Origin of the sequence: Alteribacillus sp. JSM 102045 (assembly GCF_041949975.1) — a bacterium.
Classification (GTDB): Bacteria; Bacillota; Bacilli; order Bacillales; family Marinococcaceae; genus Alteribacillus.
Genome location: NZ_JBHFQG010000002.1, coordinates 1 through 21,526, shown reverse-complemented (window position 1 = coordinate 21,526; position 21,526 = coordinate 1). Strand labels below are relative to the sequence as shown.

The 21,526-nt window shown below is 39.5% G+C and carries 26 protein-coding genes; 8 read left to right on the top strand and 18 right to left on the bottom strand.

What is annotated here, in order from left to right:
* The first annotated feature begins 230 nt into the window (after positions 1–230).
* Complete coding sequence (locus tag ACE1TI_RS01635; RefSeq protein WP_375005833.1) at positions 231–1,085, top strand: ion transporter; 855 nt, start codon at positions 231–233, stop codon at positions 1,083–1,085.
* A gap of 47 nt (positions 1,086–1,132) precedes the next feature.
* Here ACE1TI_RS01635 and ACE1TI_RS01630 read toward each other — a convergent pair whose 3' ends face one another.
* From ACE1TI_RS01630 to bioB, 4 genes are all read right to left on the bottom strand, one after another.
* A complete protein-coding gene (locus tag ACE1TI_RS01630) occupies positions 1,133–2,500 on the bottom strand; it encodes an aspartate kinase (RefSeq protein WP_375005832.1) in 1,368 nt (455 codons plus the stop codon).
* A gap of 228 nt (positions 2,501–2,728) precedes the next feature.
* Positions 2,729–3,064 carry a hypothetical protein gene (locus tag ACE1TI_RS01625; RefSeq protein ID WP_375005831.1) on the bottom strand — a complete coding sequence of 112 codons (336 nt, stop codon included), beginning with the start codon at positions 3,062–3,064 and terminating at the stop codon, positions 2,729–2,731.
* 15 nt (positions 3,065–3,079) lie between these two features.
* Complete coding sequence (locus ACE1TI_RS01620) at positions 3,080–3,646, bottom strand: nitroreductase family protein (RefSeq protein ID WP_375005830.1); 567 nt, start codon at positions 3,644–3,646, stop codon at positions 3,080–3,082.
* A gap of 157 nt (positions 3,647–3,803) precedes the next feature.
* Positions 3,804–4,799, bottom strand: a complete 996-nt coding sequence (gene bioB, locus ACE1TI_RS01615) for a biotin synthase BioB (RefSeq protein WP_375005829.1) — start codon at positions 4,797–4,799, stop codon at positions 3,804–3,806.
* A 234-nt stretch (positions 4,800–5,033) separates the two neighbouring features.
* Here bioB and ACE1TI_RS01610 point away from each other — a divergent pair, with 234 nt between their 5' ends.
* The 3 genes from ACE1TI_RS01610 (at position 5,034) to namA (ending at position 7,189) form a co-directional block, all read left to right on the top strand.
* Positions 5,034–5,342 (top strand): MerR family transcriptional regulator, encoded by a 309-nt coding sequence (locus ACE1TI_RS01610; protein ID WP_375005828.1) that lies wholly within the window; start codon positions 5,034–5,036, stop codon positions 5,340–5,342.
* A gap of 201 nt (positions 5,343–5,543) precedes the next feature.
* A complete protein-coding gene (cbpB, locus tag ACE1TI_RS01605; protein WP_375005827.1) occupies positions 5,544–5,981 on the top strand; it encodes a cyclic-di-AMP-binding protein CbpB in 438 nt (145 codons plus the stop codon).
* A gap of 185 nt (positions 5,982–6,166) precedes the next feature.
* Positions 6,167–7,189: an NADPH dehydrogenase NamA gene (gene namA / locus ACE1TI_RS01600; RefSeq protein WP_375005826.1), complete on the top strand. Its 1,023-nt coding sequence runs from the start codon at positions 6,167–6,169 to the stop codon at positions 7,187–7,189.
* A 195-nt stretch (positions 7,190–7,384) separates the two neighbouring features.
* Here namA and ACE1TI_RS01595 read toward each other — a convergent pair whose 3' ends face one another.
* From ACE1TI_RS01595 to ylbD, 5 genes are all read right to left on the bottom strand, one after another.
* A complete protein-coding gene (locus tag ACE1TI_RS01595) occupies positions 7,385–7,657 on the bottom strand; it encodes a hypothetical protein (protein WP_375005825.1) in 273 nt (90 codons plus the stop codon).
* Between the two features lie 111 nt (positions 7,658–7,768).
* A complete protein-coding gene (locus tag ACE1TI_RS01590) occupies positions 7,769–8,212 on the bottom strand; it encodes a YlbF/YmcA family competence regulator (protein WP_375005824.1) in 444 nt (147 codons plus the stop codon).
* 61 nt (positions 8,213–8,273) lie between these two features.
* Positions 8,274–8,687 (bottom strand): hypothetical protein, encoded by a 414-nt coding sequence (locus ACE1TI_RS01585; protein WP_375005823.1) that lies wholly within the window; start codon positions 8,685–8,687, stop codon positions 8,274–8,276.
* 68 nt (positions 8,688–8,755) lie between these two features.
* Positions 8,756–8,983 carry a YlbE-like family protein gene (locus ACE1TI_RS01580; RefSeq protein ID WP_375005822.1) on the bottom strand — a complete coding sequence of 76 codons (228 nt, stop codon included), beginning with the start codon at positions 8,981–8,983 and terminating at the stop codon, positions 8,756–8,758.
* A gap of 21 nt (positions 8,984–9,004) precedes the next feature.
* Positions 9,005–9,388: a spore coat protein YlbD gene (gene ylbD, locus ACE1TI_RS01575; RefSeq protein WP_375005821.1), complete on the bottom strand. Its 384-nt coding sequence runs from the start codon at positions 9,386–9,388 to the stop codon at positions 9,005–9,007.
* Between the two features lie 150 nt (positions 9,389–9,538).
* On the opposite strand from ylbD, the gene ACE1TI_RS01570 reads away from it, so the two are divergent.
* A complete protein-coding gene (locus ACE1TI_RS01570; protein WP_375005820.1) occupies positions 9,539–10,036 on the top strand; it encodes a PaaI family thioesterase in 498 nt (165 codons plus the stop codon).
* 133 nt (positions 10,037–10,169) lie between these two features.
* Here ACE1TI_RS01570 and ACE1TI_RS01565 read toward each other — a convergent pair whose 3' ends face one another.
* Positions 10,170–10,598: a CBS domain-containing protein gene (locus tag ACE1TI_RS01565; RefSeq protein ID WP_375005819.1), complete on the bottom strand. Its 429-nt coding sequence runs from the start codon at positions 10,596–10,598 to the stop codon at positions 10,170–10,172.
* Between the two features lie 228 nt (positions 10,599–10,826).
* Here ACE1TI_RS01565 and ACE1TI_RS01560 point away from each other — a divergent pair, with 228 nt between their 5' ends.
* Both ACE1TI_RS01560 and ytvI read left to right on the top strand, forming a co-directional pair.
* The gene (locus ACE1TI_RS01560; RefSeq protein WP_375005818.1) at positions 10,827–11,186 is read left to right on the top strand and encodes a YugN family protein; all 360 of its coding nucleotides are present in this window, start codon (positions 10,827–10,829) and stop codon (positions 11,184–11,186) included.
* Between the two features lie 210 nt (positions 11,187–11,396).
* Positions 11,397–12,461 (top strand): sporulation integral membrane protein YtvI, encoded by a 1,065-nt coding sequence (ytvI, locus tag ACE1TI_RS01555; protein ID WP_375005817.1) that lies wholly within the window; start codon positions 11,397–11,399, stop codon positions 12,459–12,461.
* A 102-nt stretch (positions 12,462–12,563) separates the two neighbouring features.
* On the opposite strand, the gene ACE1TI_RS01550 is transcribed toward ytvI, so the two are convergent.
* The 6 genes from ACE1TI_RS01550 to cyoE all read right to left on the bottom strand — a co-directional run bounded on the left by ACE1TI_RS01550 (position 12,564) and on the right by cyoE (position 18,336).
* The gene (locus tag ACE1TI_RS01550) at positions 12,564–13,076 is read right to left on the bottom strand and encodes a DUF420 domain-containing protein (RefSeq protein ID WP_375006026.1); all 513 of its coding nucleotides are present in this window, start codon (positions 13,074–13,076) and stop codon (positions 12,564–12,566) included.
* Positions 13,077–13,259: 183 nt separating this feature from the next.
* Positions 13,260–13,604 (bottom strand): cytochrome C oxidase subunit IV family protein, encoded by a 345-nt coding sequence (locus ACE1TI_RS01545; protein ID WP_375005816.1) that lies wholly within the window; start codon positions 13,602–13,604, stop codon positions 13,260–13,262.
* A gap of 3 nt (positions 13,605–13,607) precedes the next feature.
* A complete protein-coding gene (locus ACE1TI_RS01540) occupies positions 13,608–14,228 on the bottom strand; it encodes a cytochrome (ubi)quinol oxidase subunit III (RefSeq protein WP_375005815.1) in 621 nt (206 codons plus the stop codon).
* Position 14,229: 1 nt separating this feature from the next.
* Positions 14,230–16,101: a cytochrome c oxidase subunit I gene (gene ctaD / locus ACE1TI_RS01535; RefSeq protein WP_375005814.1), complete on the bottom strand. Its 1,872-nt coding sequence runs from the start codon at positions 16,099–16,101 to the stop codon at positions 14,230–14,232.
* Between the two features lie 26 nt (positions 16,102–16,127).
* Positions 16,128–17,219 carry a cytochrome c oxidase subunit II gene (gene coxB / locus ACE1TI_RS01530; RefSeq protein ID WP_375005813.1) on the bottom strand — a complete coding sequence of 364 codons (1,092 nt, stop codon included), beginning with the start codon at positions 17,217–17,219 and terminating at the stop codon, positions 16,128–16,130.
* Between the two features lie 184 nt (positions 17,220–17,403).
* The gene (cyoE, locus tag ACE1TI_RS01525; RefSeq protein ID WP_375005812.1) at positions 17,404–18,336 is read right to left on the bottom strand and encodes a heme o synthase; all 933 of its coding nucleotides are present in this window, start codon (positions 18,334–18,336) and stop codon (positions 17,404–17,406) included.
* Between the two features lie 364 nt (positions 18,337–18,700).
* Here cyoE and ACE1TI_RS01520 point away from each other — a divergent pair, with 364 nt between their 5' ends.
* Positions 18,701–19,612 carry a COX15/CtaA family protein gene (locus tag ACE1TI_RS01520; RefSeq protein WP_375005811.1) on the top strand — a complete coding sequence of 304 codons (912 nt, stop codon included), beginning with the start codon at positions 18,701–18,703 and terminating at the stop codon, positions 19,610–19,612.
* 45 nt (positions 19,613–19,657) lie between these two features.
* Here ACE1TI_RS01520 and ACE1TI_RS01515 read toward each other — a convergent pair whose 3' ends face one another.
* Both ACE1TI_RS01515 and ACE1TI_RS01510 read right to left on the bottom strand, forming a co-directional pair.
* On the bottom strand, positions 19,658–20,824 hold the full coding sequence (locus ACE1TI_RS01515; protein WP_375005810.1) for a GNAT family N-acetyltransferase: 1,167 nt from the start codon (positions 20,822–20,824) through the stop codon (positions 19,658–19,660).
* Between the two features lie 466 nt (positions 20,825–21,290).
* Positions 21,291–21,526 (bottom strand): biotin/lipoyl-containing protein (locus ACE1TI_RS01510; RefSeq protein WP_375005809.1); only part of this gene is annotated, 236 nt, incomplete at its 5' end.

The window sequence follows — 21,526 nt, the reverse complement described above, 5'->3', positions numbered from 1 at the left end:
TCCAACACGGGCAGCTTATTTGTATGTTAAGGGGTGGCAGGAAGTAGTGGAAGTCGGTTAAAGTATAAATGAAAAACTTCCTCGTTCTTTCTTCATTTACCCTCGCCGCTAATTTTCACCGTTTCTTCATTTGTTTCACTTCTTATCCCTTTCTTCTCTGTTATTCTTTTAGTAAAATTTAATAGGCACTAACATTACATAAACGTTAAAGGAGAGGAAAACCAACTCTTATGAACAGCGAGGCTGTAGACCGTTTTAGAAATAATATATCCCGCCTGGTTGAACACCGAGCGTTTATAAACACCGTAATGATTTTTATCCTTATTAACGCTGCCATTGTGGGCCTTGAAACATTTCCTGCAGTGTATCAAGAAAATGCCCCCCTTTTTTATTTGGCAGACCGGATCCTTTTATGGATTTTCACTATAGAAATTCTTCTTCGTTTGATTGCCGCGAAGCCATGGCCAAGCTTTTTTAAAGGTACGTGGAATTGGTTTGACTTTCTCATCGTGTTTGCCGGACATGTTTTTGCAGGGGCCCATTTTGTTACCGTACTCCGGATTTTAAGAGTACTGCGTGTACTGCGGGCTATATCTGTCATACCTTCCCTTCGCCGGCTTGTCGATGCACTTTTATTAACCATTCCAGCGCTGGGTAACATAATTATTTTAATGAGCATCATTTTTTATATTTATGCTGTCATTGGAACGATGCTTTATCAGGAAATTGCACCAGAATACTTTGGCAACCTGCAGTTATCCTTATTAACGCTCTTCCAGGTTGTTACTTTGGAATCATGGGCTAGTGCGGTCATGCGTCCAATATTTGAACAGTCGCCGATGGCCTGGGTTTATTTTGTCAGCTTTGTTCTTGTAGGCACCTTTGTTATCTTTAACCTATTCATTGGTGTTATTGTCAGTAATGTGGAAAAAGCGAACGAAATGGAATTACCTGGCAGCGATAAAGATGAGAAAAAGAAAGAACCTACTCCATTTACGAATGAAAATCAAATTGAAGATTTGCAGAGGGAAGTTCAGGAGTTAAAAGAATTGCTGCTAGAAGAGAAGCGTGAACGAATTAAGTAGAATAAAGGAGCTCTTTCCAAACAGCATGGAAAGGAGCTCCTTTTTACTTACTGCAGTACTTCTTTTGTACTGAAGAACTCTTCATATAACCCGCGAATCGCTCGGTCGACGTTATCTTCGTGAATACCAAATGACAACGATACTTCTGATGAACCCTGGTTAATCATTTCAATATTAACACCTTGTTCGGAAATAGCTTTTGTCGCTCTTGATGCGATGCCTACGGTTTCATGCATGCCTTCTCCGACCAGCATAATCATGGCAAAACCGTCTTCGATATACGCATCATCCGCATCTAGCTCATCCATAATCCGGCGGATAATAGTAGCTTCTTTTTGCAGTGTTAACTGGCTGTCATCTAATATAACAGAAGTATCATCAATACCAGAAGGAATATGTTCATAGGAAATTCCTTCGTCTTCAATAATTTGAAGGAGCCTGCGCCCAAAACCAACTTCACGGTTCATAAGATACTTACGTACATAAATGGTGCTGAAGCCTTTTTCTGCGGCAATACCAATGATTGGATTCATGGTGTATTCCCGTTCATTAATAATCATCGTTCCGCTTGCCGATGGGTTATTTGTGTTTTTTACACAAACCGGGATATTCTTTTTAAATGCCGGAATAAGTGCTTCGTCATGAAATACACCAAAGCCTGCATAAGACAGCTCCCTCATTTCACGATAAGTCATCCGCTTGATAGAACAAGGGTTGTCTACAACTTTCGGATTTGCAGCAAACACAGAATCAACATCCGTAAAGTTTTCATACAGCTCAGCTTGAACTCCAGCCGCTACAATCGATCCTGTAATATCTGATCCGCCACGCGGAAATGTCACAAGACGACCTTCTTTTGAATAACCGAAAAATCCAGGGATAATTAAAATACCGCTTTTTTCCCGCAATTTATACAAATGGTCATATGCTTCTGGAAGCACTTGAGCATTACCTGGTGTATCACTAACGTATAAGCCGGCCTGTTCCGGATGAACATATTCCGCGACAAATCCAGTACTTTGCAGATAACGAGCAATAATTTTAGCATTATTGTCTTCCCCGCTTGCTTTCAACTGATCCATAAACTGTCCTTCATTCGATGGATCATAAGCAAGTCGGCTCCGCAAGTCGTCTTCAATGGTGTGGACAATATCTTCATCCAGTCCAAGTCCTTCCGCAATATCACGATAACGTTCTACAACTGCCTGTAAAGGCGCTTCTGCTTTTCCTTTCTTTAGAAAAGTTTCGCCAAGATTAATCAATAAATCCGTTACTTTAGTATCGTCATCGCTGCGTTTACCTGGAGCTGATACAACGATAAACTTTCTGTCTGTATCAGAGGTAACGATGTTTGTTACTTTTTTAATTTGTTCTGCACTGGCAAGAGAAGTGCCTCCGAATTTAGCTACTTTCATCTCTTTTATACATCTCCTATGCTTTAATTGTCGTCCGCACTTTGTTTATCAGAAAATTCCACAAATATTAGCTTATCACACGTAACAAATCATCACAAAGGGCTTTTTACTTCAATAAACACAGTTCATATGCCTATGAATGTGTGAGAGGTAGTCATCCGCCAATCGCTCCTTTTCTGTCTATCGTTCTGTTACGTGCTTAATAAAACCAGAGATATCCCCTTTTAATTATCCCCATATTGTTTCATCATCCCATTTGGTTTCTGTTATACCAATCGTCTTTAATAACGCTATATTAATTGGCACATTTTTTTCTGTCAGGGTTTCTTCGGTACATGAAGATTCCGGTTCATATTCTAACTCCTGGGCATGAGCATAATCCGTTTCTTGGAGGTAGTTACTTACTTCCGCGTCATTAAAACACGGAGGCGTAACATATGTATGATTTGTATGATCAACAATAGTACGGGCATCTGGCGGTGCACTGAGCTGAATTGGAATAAAAAATCCAGAAGCTACAATCAGCACCAGCAGTGCAGCTGCAAGTAATAGTATTTTCCTCATGGTGTCTCCTCCTCCTCAGTCGAGCCAGCTCATACAATCTTGTTCATGCCGTGATTTTAGTTTTGGAATCTCTTTTGGATAGCCCATGAAAAGAAAACCAATAATCTCTTCTTCTTCTCCGGGATTAATAATTTCTCTTGCTTTTTTGTCTTTCACAAGCTGATCGGTTGCCCATTTCGTGCCTACACCTTCATCCCAGGCGGCAAGCATGAAGTTTTGAATGGCACAAGATGCAGCCGCATAATCTTCTTTTTCACGTACTGGATCTACGCTGTAACGGTGAGCAGTAACAGCGATTACCCAGGGAAGCTCTGCCATAAAGTTATACGCCTGTTCTTTAGCTTTTTTAGCTCGTTCTGAATCTTGGTCTATAAATTTTTCTATCTTTAATTGACTGCGTCTTTTGGCCAATCTTTCTTTGGTCTTACCCGTTATGGCATAAAAGTGCCACGGTTCTGTCATTTTATGATTTGGCGCATGAACGGCACAATGAATCGCTTTTTCAATAATAGACGGGTCTACCGGTTCGTCTGTAAAAGTATGTATGGTCCGTCTCGTTAACAATCCTTCTGTAAGTTCCACGATGATCCTCCTCCTTTCTGATTTCATTTATACGATACTTATTCACCACCTATATTATACCGCGAGCGCTTCCTTTCTCCTAGAGATTTCCCTTAAATATTTTTAGAAAGAATAGCCTGCTAAAAAAGCCCGGCCTGCTTGGAGGCCGAGCTTGCTATTATGATGGTTCTGGTACAGCATATTGTTCGACTTTAAAGCCCATATCTTCAATCATTTGATGATCTTCTTTTACTTTCTGTCCTCCTGTTGTTAAATAATCGCCTACAAAAATAGAGTTTGCAGCATATAATGTTAAAGGCTGCAATGAACGAATGTTAACCTCTCGTCCACCAGAAACCCTGATTTCTTTATCGGGCAGAATGTATCTGGCTGCAGCAAGTATTTTTAACGACCGCAGCGGAGCAACTCCGTCTAGTTCTCCTAACGGCGTCCCTTGTACAGGATGTAAAAAGTTGACTGGAACGGAATCAGCATCCAATTCTTTTAAAGCAAAAAATGTCTCCACTAACTGTTCATCTGTCTCTCCCATTCCTGCAATGACACCGGAACATGGAGAAATACCGGCATTTTTCGCATGATTTACTGTTCTTTCTCTATCATCGTAAGTGTGTGTAGTAGTAATAGCTGTATGATGATCTTTATGAGTATTTAAATTGTGATTGTACCGATCAACTCCAGCTTCTTTTAAGCGTTCCGCCTGCCCTTCTTTCAAAATGCCGAGACAGGCACAGATTTTAAGCGGCATATTTTCTTTTATTTCTTTGACTGCTTCAGCGACATGGTTCACCTCTTTTTCTGTCGGTCCTCTTCCACTTGCTACAATACAATATGTTCCGGCCTTCCGTTCCATTGCTTCTTTTGCCCCGCGTACCAAAGAGTCCTTATCAAGCAGAGGATATTTATCTGCTTTTGTATTGGCAATGGATGATTGCGCACAGTATCCACAGTCTTCCGGACACAAACCGCTTTTCGCATTTACAATCATATTTAGTTTAACATCGTTTTTATAAAAATGGTGCCTGAGTATGTATGCGCCGTTAAGAAGCGAAAGAATTTCTTGATCGGGCACTGAAAGAATATCAAGCCCTTCTTGTTTTGTTAATGATTTTCCTTGCAGTACTTCCTCTGCTAAATGGGTCCACTTATTTGTCATTGTTCACACTCCTAAATATCATTGTTAACTTATATAATATTAACGTTAACATTAAAAAGGTTTACTAGCAATTATTTTCTGAAAAGTAATGAAATAAATTCACCTTTGTTATATTTAATATCTTAAATATGTAAAGTTTTCTAACATAAAATATTAACTTTTCTTTCATTTATGATATATTTATTACCAAAGAAAGAATTTTCGTTTATTTTTATGTAAAAGGAGCGCACGTCTATGTCTTCTTCTTATAAAGATAAGAAAGTGATTACTATAGGGGTAGTAAGTGAATTGACCGGGTTGTCAGAAAGAAAAATCCGCTATTATGAAGAAAGAAAATTGGTTTTTCCAGAAAGGACATTGGGTGGTACGCGTAAGTATTCCTTCGATGATGTCGAGAGGCTTGTGGATATTGCAAACAAAATGGAAGATGGAATGCAGACGTTTGATATACGCAGAATGGAACAAAAAAAGCTTCCGAAAAAAGAGTTGCGTGAACGTATGCTGCGCGGCCAGCTTAACGCTGCATTTAATATAAGAAAATAAATGTTTTATTATTTTCCAATGGGGTATATATAGAAGGGGTCATAGCAAATTACCACCCAAATCAAAAGGAAAATAATTCCTTTTAACCTTGACATATTTTCCCCCTCCCCCTAATATAAAAATGGGTAATGTTTTTCTAGCTTTTTTAGGGCCACTTTCTTTTTTGAACCGATAAAATAATTTAGAAAGAAAGTGATTAAGATGTTACAAACTTTAAAAGATAGTCAGATTATGGATAACGAGATCAAAGAACTTATGATCTCTCATGAAAAAGTAGCACACGTTCAATTAAATAACCCGCTTGACCACGCATTACTTGTACTAATTAAATCAGGCTACACCGCTATACCTGTGCTCGATACAGAATATAAAGTTCAAGGACAGATAAGCAAAGCCCAAATACTCGACTCTATTTTAGGTATTGAACGGATAGAAATGGAACGCCTGCATGACTACAAAGTCAGTGAAGTAATGACTAAAAAAGTTCCTAAAATGAATAAGGATGAAACGTTTGGAAAAGCACTTATGCTTTCTATCAATCATCCTTTTGTGTGCATTGAAGACGATGATCATTCATTTATTGGTATTATGACACGCCGGTCGATACTTGCATTAATCCATCGCTACCTTGGAAAATAATATTCCAGGTAATATCTATTCACATCGATAGAGAGATGGAGAAAGATGGCCCTGAGGATACATGAGCCAGCAACAATCAGACACAAAGCTCTGAGCAATTGCTCAGGGCTTTTTCTTTTAAAATCATTTAGGAAAACTGGTAATATAATAAGGTGCGAAAACTTAGCAATAGGAGGAATCACAGAATGCAGCCAGCATTGTTCACCCCATTTTCTGTAAAAAATATTACCTTAAAAAATAGAATTGTCATGTCACCGATGTGCATGTACTCTTGTTTTAATCAGGACGGAAAAGTTATAGATTGGCACATGTACCATTATATAAGCCGGGCCATGGGCCAAACGGGACTGATTTTCACGGAAGCTGCCGCGGTCACACCGCAGGGCCGCATTTCTCATGAAGACCTTGGCATATGGGATGACAGTCATATTGATGGCTTAAAAAAATTAACCAAGGCCGTAAAAGAAAATGACTCTCATATCGGGGTGCAGCTCGCCCATGCCGGTCGAAAAGCTACAGTAGACGGCCCAATTATTGCCCCTTCTTCTCTTGCTTTCAATGATGAAATGAAAACACCAGAAGAGATGAGCACCTTTCAAATAAGTGATACCATTCAAGCTTTTAAGGCTGCAGCAAAACGCGCAGCTGAAGCAGGATTTGATGTATTAGAAATCCACGCAGCACATGGATATCTTATTAATGAATTTCTTTCACCATTGACCAATCAACGTGGGGATGAATACGGAGGATCGCTGCAAAATCGGTATCGGTTCTTGCAAAACATTATCAAAGAAATAAGATCTATTTGGCACGGACCCTTATTTGTCCGTATATCAGCAAATGAATACGAAGAAAACGGCAATAAATTAGAGGATTTTATTCAGCTGGCATCGTGGATGAAGCAGGATGGTGCAGATCTTGTTGATTGCAGCTCCGGCGGGGTAACCCCTACAAGGCCCCATACATTCCCAGGCTTCCAGATACCGAATGCAGAAGCTATAAAAAAAGAAACAGGGCTGGATGCAGGTGCTGTAGGTTTAATAACGAGCGGCATTCAAGCTGAGGAAATTCTGCAAAATGACCGAGCCGACCTTGTGTTTATCGGAAGAGATTTGTTGAGAAATCCTTACTGGCCTTTAAAAGCGGCAAATGAGCTGAATTACTCGCTAGCGGGACCAAAACAGTACGAAAGAGGATGGAAAAACTAACAAAATAAGCGGCAGAGCAAGCGAAATTTGCGTTTTGATCTGCTGCTTTTCATTAAAAATGTGTTCTAATTGCTTGTTTTCTTACTTTAAACATTACTTTCAGCCCTAACTTGATCAGCCAGGATGGCAATTGGCTTTTAAATGTCACTCGATCTGTAATACCTGACAGCTCTCCCCCACTGGGCAAAAGAATGTTCATGCTTCCAATAAGTAACCTTGCTTTCCTATGTCTATGATATGTGATGGCTTTTCGGCTTGAACAATCTTTCCCTTCCAATCCATTTTCCGAAATCCAATATCAATACGTAAATGAATGAATTCTCCTTCAGCGGTTTGATCTCCATGAAGTACATTAATTTTTGGAAAAGATGTAAGATGTTCCAGAGTTTTTGGATCTATAAAGAACTCCCATACTTTTTCTCTATCTGCTTTTACAATTGTCTGATATGTAAATTCACCTTTAAACACGAAAGATTCCTCCTTTTCTATTCGATATCCTTTCATGTCAAAAGTATTCCTCTTCGATAAAAAATACAACTCTGGGTAAATGAAAATCCCAGAGTTGTGTGAGGATAAAGGTTAACTGCAGCCGCAGCTTCCACCGGATCCGCAGCCGCCTCCGCACGAAGCATTATCAAAATATGGATTGCCAGTTGGTACTTTAATGGATGGTGATACCGCTCCGGCAATTTCTGCACAAATTTCATTGAGGAGCTTCTCTAATTCTTTTTCTGCTTTTTTAAAATCTGCAATTGGTTCGTGCAAGTCGAGTTCTCTTTTTATTTGACGAACTTGTTTGGAAATAGTCTTATAATCAGGATGATACTTTCCAAACCGCTGTACTTCATCATATTTGTCTTTACAATCTGCAAACTCAGCAATTAAATGCTGTGCTTTTTTATCACTTGCCATCCGCTGGCGTGCTTCTTTATAATGTATAAAAACCTCAGATTGGAGAACGATTTGTCCAACTAAGGCAGATTCATCTAACAGATCAACCGCGGTTGATAATACTGCAGTCATTAGAACACCTCCGTCTAATCATTATAACACGGAAGCACCGAAGGAATGAAGAAACTGATTTTTAAAATTCAGCTATTTCTACTTCAAAGGTAATCGTCTCAGCTTTAGCTTCTCCCTCATATGATACCGGCTGTATTTCAATTTTATGCTTACCGGACGGGAGACTTTTCATAATAAAAGCTGCTTGATTCATTTTTGCTGCTTCCTGCCCATTCATTTGAACGAGTAAATAACCATCTCCGCCTTTCTCCTCTTTTGCAAGAGAAAAATCTGGTATCACACATTCAAGATATAAATCATTGTTCTTTATTTTATATTGTAATGTCCAATCATCTTTTTGAATTCCTTTCATTTTTGCAGCCGGTACCGCTGCATCTTCCCGAATTTCTAAGACTTCTAATGCACTTACATCTTCAAGGAAAACATGTCCGGTTCCTGCAAGCAAAAAAATAAAAGCAGCAAGTCCTTTTATCATTTAAAAAAACCCTCCTTTGCTCTTTTTAGTATGCGGCATCGGAAGGTTTTTAAACATATACAGTTTTTTTATTTGTTATTTAATAAGTTGAGAATCGTGAGAACCATATCCATATTTTTCTGTACCCGCTCTAAACGCTGCGGAATCGTCTGGCCATGATAAACTTTAGATTCTGAAACAAATTCTTCTATCTTATCTGGATGCTTATTTAATGTACGATACCATTGTGGATGGAATCGGATATATTCTTTATATTCAGGTTTTGATTGAATAACAGCATACGTTTGGGGATGCATTATCGTAAACCTCCCTTATATTTAAAAACCTCTAAAGGAAAATGGATCCTGCGGGGGACGGGGAGGTCCGGAAGGTTTTTGAAATTGCTGCAGTACTCGCTGGACATTACCCATCATACCGCTGAATTGCGCAATCTGCTGCTGTAATTCCTGAATATTAATTTGACCTAGCGTTTTCATTAAATTCGACAACGATTCGGATTGAGAAGGGTTATTTTGTGATTTCTCATCCTCAGAAACCCGGAAAGGCTTCCAGTCCTCATGCTCTTCTCCTAAGATGACCCAATCTTGATATAGTTGATTCCAAGTGCGATGACCTTCTCTTACTTCTTTGATTAAGCCTGGATGTTTTTGGAGAAATTCACGAAAGTCATGAAGAGACGATGGTAAGGAGTCATTGCTCATGGTTTTCCACCTCCAGCAAAACCTATTTGTTTCCATCATACGCTTTTGCCCTATTTTTGTTCGCCTATATTTTACTTTCTTTGCATTGTCTGTCTAGTAAGGTACAATATTAATGTTTCATGCAAATTCATACTAGAAAGGAACTTCTTAATGTCTATATCAAAAAATGAATTACAAGAAAGATACGCAGTTTTTATTGAAGAAGCTTCAGAGGACGAAATGATTGTATTGGAAGAGACAATAAAAGGCTGGGAAGGCCGGCGAAACGGTAAGTATTTTTCATTTGTGGGAGGGTGGCTCCAAACAAATAGAAGATGGAAAGATGATAATATATATGAAGTGACTATTCCTCTTCATAAAGGATTAGAAAACCCGCTGTCCATCGTGCACGGCGGTGTCACAGCTACTCTTCTCGATTCTACGATGGGGGGCCTTGCTAATGAATTAACTCCCGAAGGAAAAGGTTCTGTCACACTGGAAATGAAAATCAACTACATTAAGCCTGGTACAGGTGAGACTCTTCGTTGTGAAGCAGTATTAATATCAAGAAGTAAAAGTATGATCATTATCGAAGGAAAAGTATTTAATGATCAAGACGAGGTTGTCGCCTACGGGTCCGGTACGTTTTATGTTATCAGTGTGAAGTAGTTTCAAACGCAATCTGCTCTAATGTTGTCAGACTTTTTCTTCTTTTAAAAGGCTTTCATTTAAAGAATAAGCACTGCCTCTGACAGTTACCGTAAAAAATCAGCCGCCCCTGTCATTGGGGGCAGCCGGATTTTTAATGATGTACTTCTGGTCTTTCCGAAATTTCACTAAGTGCAAAGGATGCTTCTTCATCTGTGGTGGTATCAACTGCCATATCTCCAAGAGAAGCAATACCGACTAATTGCTGGTTTTCCACAATAGGAAGGCGGCGGATTTGTTTTTCAGCCATCATTCGAGCTGCCTGGTGAATATCCATATTCGGTTCAGCCGTAATTACATTGAAGCTCATTGCTTCCGAAACTGGTGTAGTATTAGGTTTCTTTTCAGCAATACAGCGCAGCACAATATCCCGGTCCGTAATCATTCCCATCAAATTTTTTTCTTGGGTCACGGGAATAGCACCGACATGGTAATCTTTCATTTTCATGGCTGCGTCATAAATTGTATCATCCGGTCTGCAGCATTCTACATCCGTTGTCATTACATCTTGTAAGGTTTTCATTTGGCTTAACCTCCATCTTTTAGATTCGCTTGTTAATATGCCCAGCGTCTTTATTTTTATACAGTTAGGAAAGAGAAGAAGTTTTTATGGCTGCACAGTAAGAGCAGCTGTTTACCCTAATTACTTAAGAATGTTCATAAAAAGTTTCTATGCCGGAGCGTTGCATCTTCGAATTTTTCGTACTATGATAAAATAAGATTTGTATGTAATTATCAGGAGGGAAATGACATGAAAATTGAAGATTTCGACTTCCACGGAAGAGAGTTTCAGTTCGGAAGTCTAGAAAGAATTATGAAAAAAAATGGCTTTATCCATGAAGGCCAGTGGGATTATGAACGGGTTACTTTTGATTATAAAATGCTTGATAAAACAGACGATGCTACTTACTTTTTACGCATTCAAGCTTTTGCAGTCCAAGGTGAAATCCCTAAAGAGGATGCTGAAGTTCAATTACTTACTCCATTTCTTGGCAGACACTACTACCCGCATGGGGTCGAATACGATGAAGATTTCCCTGATAAAATCGTGAATAAGTGTAAAAACAAGATAGAAAGCGTTTATAATGAATTGGTGGAAGCCGATAAATAGGCATGTTTCTTTCCGCCTTTACATAATTTTAAAAACCGGATGAATACACTTATTCACCGGTTTTTTCTTTTTCAATAAGCTTTAAGCTTAAAGTATATTTCTGTTCATTCTTACGCTATCATATTATAATAGAAAGAAATTGGCAAAGCCAAGTGTTAATGGCAGTGCCTAAAAACAGAGAATCAGGTATTGGTCGAAAGGAGCTTGGCCGTGTCATCCATTTTCAACAAAAAAATATTCCTTCGCATCCTTACAATTGCCCTCATTATAATTGGCGCCTATTTCATTCTGCCGGTTTCCGGTCCTATTATACTTGCTCTGTTGACAGCTTTACTGTTATCACCCGCTGTTCGTTTTATTATGGATAAAACCGGGGTGAAAAGAAGTATTGCTGTTACACTCGTTTTCACATTATTTTTATGTATCCTTGGTGTAAGCGGCTATATACTTGTCACGCAGGTCGTAACGCAAGTGGTCACTTTTATTGAGAATCTGCCTGCTTATGTGAGTGATTTAAATCGTACCTGGCTTACTATTCAATTTAAAATAGAAAAAGCCTATCAGGACTTGAATTTGCCTCCAGAAGTCATTCATGAAATAAATAATCAAATTACGGATATGTTAAACAACCTCCGCGATGAACTATCAAGCGGCGATCTAATCAATGAGCTTACTGGAATAGTCGCAGCAATCCCGAGGTATCTTGTTACGTTTCTAGTCTACTTAATTGCTTTGTTTTTGTTTTTAATGGAACTGCCTCGATTGAAAAAGAATATGTATACATTTATGAAAAATGATACAGCTGAGAAATTCAAGTTTATGACCTCAAGACTTTCCTATGTCATTTTAGGCTTTTTTAAAGCTCAATTTTTAGTAAGTATTATTATTTTTTTAGTAACAATAGTGAGTCTCTATATTTTCACTCCGGACGTTGCCATAATTATGTCGATTGTCATATGGGTGATCGATTTTATTCCGATCATTGGTTCCATTGCTATCCTTGCTCCATGGTCGTTATATTATTTTATTTCCGGAAATGCACTTACAGGGACACAGCTTCTTATTTTAGCAGGTGTTCTCCTCATCATCCGCAGAACGGTAGAGCCTAAAGTAATGGGACACCACATCGGACTTTCTCCATTAGCAACATTGATATCGTTATACATTGGTCTCACGTTATTCGGGATCATCGGCTTTATCATCGGACCTCTGGCGGTAATTGCATTCACTTCTGCCAAAGAAGCAGGCATCATTAAAATGAACTTTAAAGTTTAAATGGAATGAAAAAAAGGAGCTTCCCGCTTGGAGGCCCCTTTTTTCATCGCGCCATTCATTCGTACACCCTAAAAGGAAACGATAGAACATGATTCCATGCCATTAATAATAAGGAGAAATCATAAGATAGACCAGTACGCCGGTAATACTCACATACAACCATAATGGCATGGTCCAGCGAGCAATTTTTCTATGCTTTTCCACCTGGTATTTTATACCGCGCAGGAAAGATAATACAGCTAAAGGAACGATGATAATAGCCAGAATTATATGTGTAATTAAAATAAAGTAGTAAATGCCGGCCATAATACCGCTGCCGCCATATTCAGTAGATTCAGCCAGAAAATGATAGGTCACATACGTAACAAGAAACAAAGTGGTAGAAGTGAAAGCAGCATATATAAAGCGGCGGTGCATTTTAACATTTTTACGCAAAATAAAAAATAGGGCACTAAATAAAAAGACAGTCGTAAAACTATTAAATATGGCATTCATCATCGGCAGAATAGTTAAATCAAAACCTTCGACTTCCCCGCTAAACCCATCCATGAAAAACAGCACGGTAACGAGGCCGTTAATGACTATGGTTAATATGACTGCAATCCATACATTCATTTTATCGTTAGCATTGTGATCATATAAGGATGAATCTTTTTGATTGGTCACGGTATAAAACCTCCTTCGTATGCATTCTTTTTTCATTATACATGAATTGGGCGCCTTCTTTATTCATAACCTATAACAATCAAGTGAACAGAAAAAACTGCTCCGGGTCGTTTTCCGGAGCAGTTTTTCTATTTAGTATTTTGTTACACCAAGAAGCAATATTAATGCAATCAGAGCCGGAGTAGAAAGAACAACACCGGAAATAATGAATGCATTCGGCCAGCCGTGGTCTTTGTCTTTAAGATGCATAAAGTAAAACATCTGGAGGAAAAACTGAATCACAGCTAAAAGCAAAATAAACGGTACAGCAAAACCAACTTCAATTGTTTCTGTTGCCACTGCAACAAAAGCGAGAATGGTTAAGAAAATCATGAAAGCAAAAGACGTAATTTGAATTTTTCTTTCTCTATTGATTTTCATAATTTCTTCTTCCGACATCGAGCTTTTTTCAAATGGCTTAGAAAGTTCATCCGACATTTTTTATGCACCTCCAATTCCCATTAAATAAACAACGGTAAAGATAAAGACCCACACCACGTCAATAAAGTGCCAATACAAACTTGCTACATAAAATTTCGGAGCATTGGTTAACGTAATGCCTGAACGGCTGTAACGAATGATCAGCGTTGTAATCCAGCACAAACCAAAAAGCACGTGAGCCCCATGAAGGCCTACCAGGGTATAGAATGATGATGCAAATGCACTGGTAGTATACCCAAGGCCATGGTGAACATATTCTACGAATTCGTAAATCTCAAATCCCAAGAAACCAACACCGAGAAGAACGGTGACTATCATTAGAATCATCATATTCTTGAAGTTGTTCTTTTTCATGGCAAACATGGCCAGAACACTTGTTAAAGAACTCGTTAATAACAGCATAGTCATAATGAAAACTAACGGCATGGAAAACAATTCTTCTGCGGTTGGTCCGCCGGCTGTTCCTTCACGTAATCCAAGAAACGTACCAAAGAAGGTAGCAAACATGATCGTTTCCCCGCCGAGAAAGATCCAGAATCCTAAGAATTTATTCTTCCCTTCTAGTGTCGATTTTTCCGGATGAGAAGGGAGACCTTTTGAAAGATCGACTGATCCTGCCATATTAGCTAACCTCCCTTTCAATTTTCTTCACTTCTTCAAGAGGAATATGATAGCCGTGATCCTCTTTTATGGAACGTATCAGCATGGAACCAAAAGTGAGGACAACGCCTGTTCCTATAACGAGGAATGGTGTAACAATGGTACTTTCCATATTAAGCATAATCATTCCAAATCCCCATATATACAGTCCTAAACCAATAACAAAAGGCAATATAGAACCGTTTGGCATATGAATTTCCTGCATCGGCTCAGCAGGTTTCATGGTGCCGTCGCCGTGTACTTTCTCATAAAACCATGGGTCCAGTGAACGAACTTGCGGTGTTTGAGCAAAGTTGTACTCTGGAATTGGCGTTGGTGTTGACCATTCAAGCGTACGTGCATCCCAAGGGTCATTTACAGTAATACGCTCAGCTGTAAACGCTGAATACACTACATTGATAACAAGTACGAGAATAGCTGCCCCCATTACTAAGGATCCGATACTGGAAATAAGATTCATTGTTTCCATGCCTTGACCTTCAAGATACGTATACACCCGTCTTGGCATACCAATCAAGCCAAGAATGTGCTGGATAAAGAAAGTCATATGGAAACCTATATAGAACAACCAGAACATTAGAATTCCTAATTTTTCATTCAGCTTATGACCGAACATTTTCGGGTACCAGTAGTAAGTACCAGCAAGCAGCCCTAACACGATACCACCGATAATAATATAGTGGAAGTGTGCTACAACGAAATATGTGTCATGATACAAGTAATCGACAGGTACCATCGCAAGCATTACACCGGTAACACCGCCAAGCACAAATGTTGGGACAAAAGAAGATGCGCAAAGCATTGCTGTGTTGAATGTAAGTTTGCCGCCCCACATTGTAAAGAGCCAGTTAAAGATTTTAATACCTGTAGGGACAGCAATTCCCATTGTAGCGATTGCAAATACAGAGTTAGTGATCGGTCCTAGACCAACTGTAAACATATGGTGAACCCAAACCATAAATCCTAAAAATGCGATAACCAGTGTTGCAAATACCATCGCTGTGTAACCAAACAACCGTTTTCTTGAAAATGCCGGAATAACTTCTGAAATAATGCCAAAGGCCGGCAGAACAAGAATATACACTTCCGGGTGACCAAAAATCCAGAAGATGTGCTGCCAAAGAACAGCATTACCTCCCATATCAGGAATAAAGAATTGTCCGCCAAACAATCGATCGAGCATTAAGAGTGCAAGTCCTGCTGCCAGAGGTGTAAAGGCGAAAACGATAAGAATGGACACAACCAGGCCAGTCCAGCAGAACAATGGCATTCTCATCATTGTCATACCAGGTGCGCGCATGTTAATTATCGTTACAATAAAGTTAATAGCTGAAACCAATGTACCGATACCACTAACCTGCAGTCCTAATACATAGAAATCTAAGCCCAGATCTGCATATTCTCCGCTCGATAAAGGAACATATGCCGTCCAGCCGGCATCTGGACCTCCACCAAAAAACCAGCTTGTACTTAGTAAAAGTCCACCAAAGAAGAATATCCAAAAACCTAGTGCATTGACGAATGGAAAAGCAACGTCTCTTGCACCGATCTGCAACGGGATAACAAAGTTCATAAACGCAAATATTAACGGAGTTGCTGCTAAAAACAGCATAATCGTTCCATGCATGGTTATTAATTCATTAAACGTCTGCCCAGTGAGAAAGTCATTTTCAGCTGACATTAGCTGTATTCTCATAAACAAAGCCATCATACCTGCTTTAATGAAAAACAGCGTACCCGCAATTAAATATAATACCGCCAGCTTTTTATGGTCGACTGTAGTAAGCCAATCCCACAATACGCTTTTATTTTTAGTAGCTGCTGCAGTTGACACGTGGTTTACCTCCTTTTTAATTTATTTTACTCTTCATCTTCCACGCTAAGAGTATTTAGATATTCGATTATTGCTTCCATATCTTCGTCGCTCATATCAGGATATGGCTGCATGTTATTACCTTGTTTCAATGATTGCGGATCACGAATCCACTGCTCAAGGTTTTCATCATTGAAATCAATTACTCCAGCAATATACTCACGATCAGCAAAGTTAGTTAACGTTGGTCCTTGTGCAGATCCTTGACCTTCCACAGCGTGACAGCCGATACAGCCTTGATCTTCAAATACCTGACGTCCTTCTGCTGCAACAGAGTTCTCTTCTGGTGGTTCTTCCTCTTGAGACATGCTCTCAACCCATGCATCGTATTCTTCACGCTCTAAAGCGACCACTTTGAAATCCATTAGGGCGTGAGAAGGCCCGCATAGTTCAGCACATTTCCCTTTATAAACACCTGGTTCATCTGCTTCGAGCCATAAGCTGTTCTCCACTCCCGGAATTGTATCAATCTTGCCGCCTAGTGCAGGAACCCAGAATGAGTGGATAACATCGTTACCGGTTACATTAAACCAAACTTTTTCACCCGCTGGAATGTAAACTTCATTTCCAGCAGTAAAGCCTTCCGGATAATCAAACTGCCACCAGTATTGGTGTCCAGTTACATCAATAACAACTGCGTCATCCCCTTCAGCAGCAGCATCTGCCGCTTCTTCGCCGTCTTCACCTTCTTCTCCTTCACCGCTTGACCCCGCAGCTTCTGGAGGTTCCTCAGCAAAATAATATGTACCTGCAATTGTTGGTACAGCAAGAATGACAAGCAGAATAATTGGAATAATGGTCCAAGTTAATTCAAGTGTCTTGCTGCCTTCAACCTGTTTTGGAATATCATCATCGCCAGGTTTTCTGCGGAACTTTACCACAGCAATAAAGAATAAGGTAAAAACAACAATGATAACTAAAGCCATGACATACAAACTCAGGATCATGTTGTCAAAAATCCATTGAGCCTGCGGGCCATAAGGATCTAATGCTGTTAACCTCTCCTCTCCACATCCTGCTAAAAATAAAAGCATAGCGGAAAGAGGAAGGAAGCGCAATAAGCCTTTGCGTCCTTTCATAATGCGATCAAACCTCTCTTTCATTTAAGATAATTTCATAATTTATCTTGTATTTACAGTCATTCTCCCCCTCACCGTTTTTTATGAGAACAGAGCATTCACGGACAGCGCTAGCAAGTCTAGTGACTTCATCTGTGAATGCTTCCTTTTCTCATCATAAGATGCGGTGCACCTTGCAAAGTTTTTACATGTGGACAATGACCATAAGTACAAACAGAATGGTTAGGTAATTCAAAGAATACACAAACATCAAACGGGCCCACTTAATATCATCTTTCATTTTAAAGCCAGCCAACCCGAGCAGCAGCCAGGCTAATCCAAGCACAGCAGCTGCGATTGTGTAGGTAAGCCCAAAATCATACAAAAACAATGATATAGGAAGCAGTGTCGCCACGTATACAACAATTTGCCGTTTTGTCATAGCGAAACCAGCTACAACTGGAAGCATAGGAATTCCAGCAGCCTTATATTCATGTGAACGCTTCATAGCTAAAGCTAAGAAGTGCGGCGGCTGCCAAATAAACATAATGGAAAAAAGCAGCCAGGCATAAATATGAAGACCCGGATCTACCGCTGCCCACCCGATAAGCGGCGGAACGGCTCCTGATATACTTCCGGCAACTGTATTTAACGTGGATACTCTTTTAAGCCACATCGTGTATATCAACACATATACAACCAGACCGACTATAGCAATAATAGCAGCGATAGTTTCTACAGCTGCAAGCATCATGATCCCGACTGCAGATTGTATTAACCCTGCTACGAGCACATTTGTCGGTTTGATATTCCCTGTGACAGTCGGCCTTTCTTTTGTACGCTCCATCAGATGATCAATGTCCCGATCAATATAATTATTAAGCGTACACCCCCCTGCCATAACTAAACCTGCACCAGCCATTGTCAAAATGAGAATGTGCAGATTTTGAATGAGTTGAAAATCTGTATATACAGAAGCAAGAAACAGACCTGTAAATGTAGTAATCAAATTTGAAGTTACGATTCCCATCTTTGCGAGGGTTACGTAATCTTTCCAGGATTTCCCCCCAGAAACCACTTCTGTTTCTTCTGCTTCTAATACTTTCGTGGATTCTATGGCCGTATTCGTCTTACTCAATCCTTTCACCCCCTTCAAAACTGGCGGTCCGGAACAAGCATTTCTGTTTGTATGAAGAAACAAATATATCGACAGATTTTTTCACTATTCTTCATCAATAAACAGATTGTACCACATAACCGCTTCATGAGAGAAACAGCCTTCAACTTTTTCTCCCAATTTCATACTACAGACATTATAGCTTAAAATCATTTTTGTTTCATTAGTTTCGCAAGTTTCACACTTTCTTCACATTTCAACATTTCCTCAGAATGTTCACCCTTCTAAAATTGACTTTTTTCCTTGTTTTTCTTTACGATTAGAGTGTTATCAAACCAATAAATACCGTCTGTACTAGTCTTGACGGGGAGGTGAACGATGAAACATGAATAATAAAGGACTGAAAATATTCGGCATCATTACATCCATTGGTATGTTAATTGTTCTGCTGCAAGGAGCCTTAGTGACAAAAACGGGTTCTGCAGAAGGATGTGGAGCAACCTGGCCGCTGTGTTTTGGGGAAGTTATTCCTGAGTCCCCTGCTTTAGAAACCATCATCGAATACAGTCACCGGCTTTGGTCTGGGTTAATGGGATTATTCGTTATTATTCTGGCGATTTGGTCATGGAAAAAACTATCCCATCTCCGTGAGACAAAATTTATGGCACTTATGGCTGTTTTATTTATTATTTTCCAAGGCTTAATGGGAGCCGGCGCAGTCATTTGGGGGAACTCTGATATCGTGCTCGCCTTGCATTTCGGTATTTCAACTATTTCTTTTGCTTCTGTGGTTTTATTAACCGTTCTCGCTTTTGAAAATGACCGAAACAGCATACCGGTGCCAAAAGTCTCCAAGGGATACCGCACCTACCTATTTTTCGTTCTTGTTTACTGCTACGCCGTTATTTATACAGGAGCTTATGTAAAACACACCGAATCTACCTATGTCTGCGGTGGCTTTCCATTATGCAACAATCAGGTTATTCCCAACATGTCCGGAGGGCTTGGATTTGAAATTGGCGTTCACTTTGCTCACCGGGTTTTTGCCAGTTTGTTAGTCGTTTTTCTTATTATCCTTGTCATTTGGACGCTTCAACGTTTCCGGCATTATAGAATCTTGGTATGGACAAGTATTTCTGCATTGCTTCTGGTGTTCATCCAAGTCGCCGCAGGGATATCTGTGCTATATTCGGCTACCTATTTAACCCCGGCATTATTCCATGCTCTTACTGTTACTGTTTTATTTACTATTTTAGGGTACATGGGAATGATTATAACCAGAAACAAACCCTCTTAATCAAACAAAAGCGGAGCTACCCACTTAACGGGAAGCTCCATTTTTTTAGAAAAAATCATATATAAAAGGAGAGTTTGGCACAACAGCTTCTTTCAGCTTTTGAAGATCTTCGCTGTTTCCAGTTATTTTCCCAGCATTAAAAGCTGTTTCCACAGGCAGATAACCTAGAAAAACCGCTGCAGCCGTGCGAATCGACATGGTAAGTTTTTTTTCTGTTTCTGTTGCCTTTTTAATTTCATTTTTATTTGGTGCTGCCGTAACGTGGAATATTCCATCATTCCAGTCACACCTCTTATCTTTTATAGCTAATGTAAAAGACTTTTCTATTCCCAACTTCAGCGGATACTGTTCTAAAAACCCTTTTATGTCAACGATTCGTGCCATGAAATAACTGTTTCTTGTTTCTGTTATTTTAGGATCTGGTAAAAAATAACGCATAGGATCATCAATCGGAGGTTTTATATCAATTTCATTCACCATGGAATCATGGTTGGCTATAAACCTCCATATTTGATGCCTTGCCTCTTCATCCAGTGCGGTGTATTCATAAACAGTCATTTTATTCTCTTTTACCTTATAAATAATGTACCCGGTATCTTCGGCTTTGTCATTGGTATATACTGCGATATGTCCTTTTTTCATTCTTCGTTGTACATACCTCCACCATGTCTCACTTCGGTCCACAGCTCCATTATAATTGGCTGCAAATGCTTGATACACTTTATTAATACGAGACCAGTCCTCTAAAGTTACACGGGCAATTCTACCTTTTTCTATCCCGCCTTTTTCCGGCAATTGATCTTTTTTCAAATTCCATTTCAAAGAATCGCAGAAAAGCTCCCAGCCAAATTTTCTGTAAAAACCAATGGAAAAAGGATAAAGAAAGGAGAGTACATGGCCTCTGTCGTGCATATCTTTCAAAGAAGCTTCCAAGAGCTGTTTAACGAGACCGTTTCTTCTTGATTCTGGCCAGGTAGCTACGCCCGACACCCCTCCCATTTTCATTTTTCTTCCTCCAACAAACACATCAGTTGGTAAAATATTGAGCTTACTTAGAATGCTGTCTCCTTCTGCTGCCACCCAAGTATTTTCCGGTTTCATCACTTGCTCGCTGATCTCCCTGTCTTCTTCCGACATTTCATACTGAAAAGCAAATTGGTTGAGTTCCAGACTTTGCTTTATTTCTGTTTCTTTTATTTTCCGTATCTCCATCGTAATCTCCTTTTTTATGAATTTCTGTATATTTAGACCCAACCATACAATTCGAAATAGTTGTGTATATTCCTTCTTATTAAATATTAGAAAAACTTGGCTTGCCGCCAAGTCCAAATGGCGGAAGCCTTAGCTTTTTCTTATCCTTTATTCCTTTAGCAATGTTAAACTTTCTTAAAGTAGAACAAAAGCGCAAGCGCCCTGATCAGCCTCGACAGGTAAATGTTCTCCAGTCACTAAAGGCGCTCTTACTTCCACAGGATGTGCTGACTTTTGCGTTGCGAACACGATGTTCGCGATTCTAGCAAAAGTTCCTTAAACCGTCTTGGGCCTCCGAGAGGCTGGGCGCTGAAGCTAGACACGGATCAAACAATATGGAGATAGTTATCCACAACTTGTAAAAACATAATTTCCTAAACAACAAAAAAAACTGCCTCGTTCTTAACGAGACAGTCCTTTATACATTTTAGTTTTCTAGTTCGATTAACAGGTCACCGGATTCAATCGTATCTCCATCTGAGACATGAACATTTTTCACTTCTCCATCAAATGGAGCTTGTACGGTTGTTTCCATCTTCATGGCCTCTGTAATCATAAGGTGGTCGCCTTTTTTGACTTTTTCACCTTTTTCCACAAGCTTTTTCACGACGGTTCCCGGCATAGATGCACCAATCTGGTTAGGATTCGTTTTATCTACTTTTG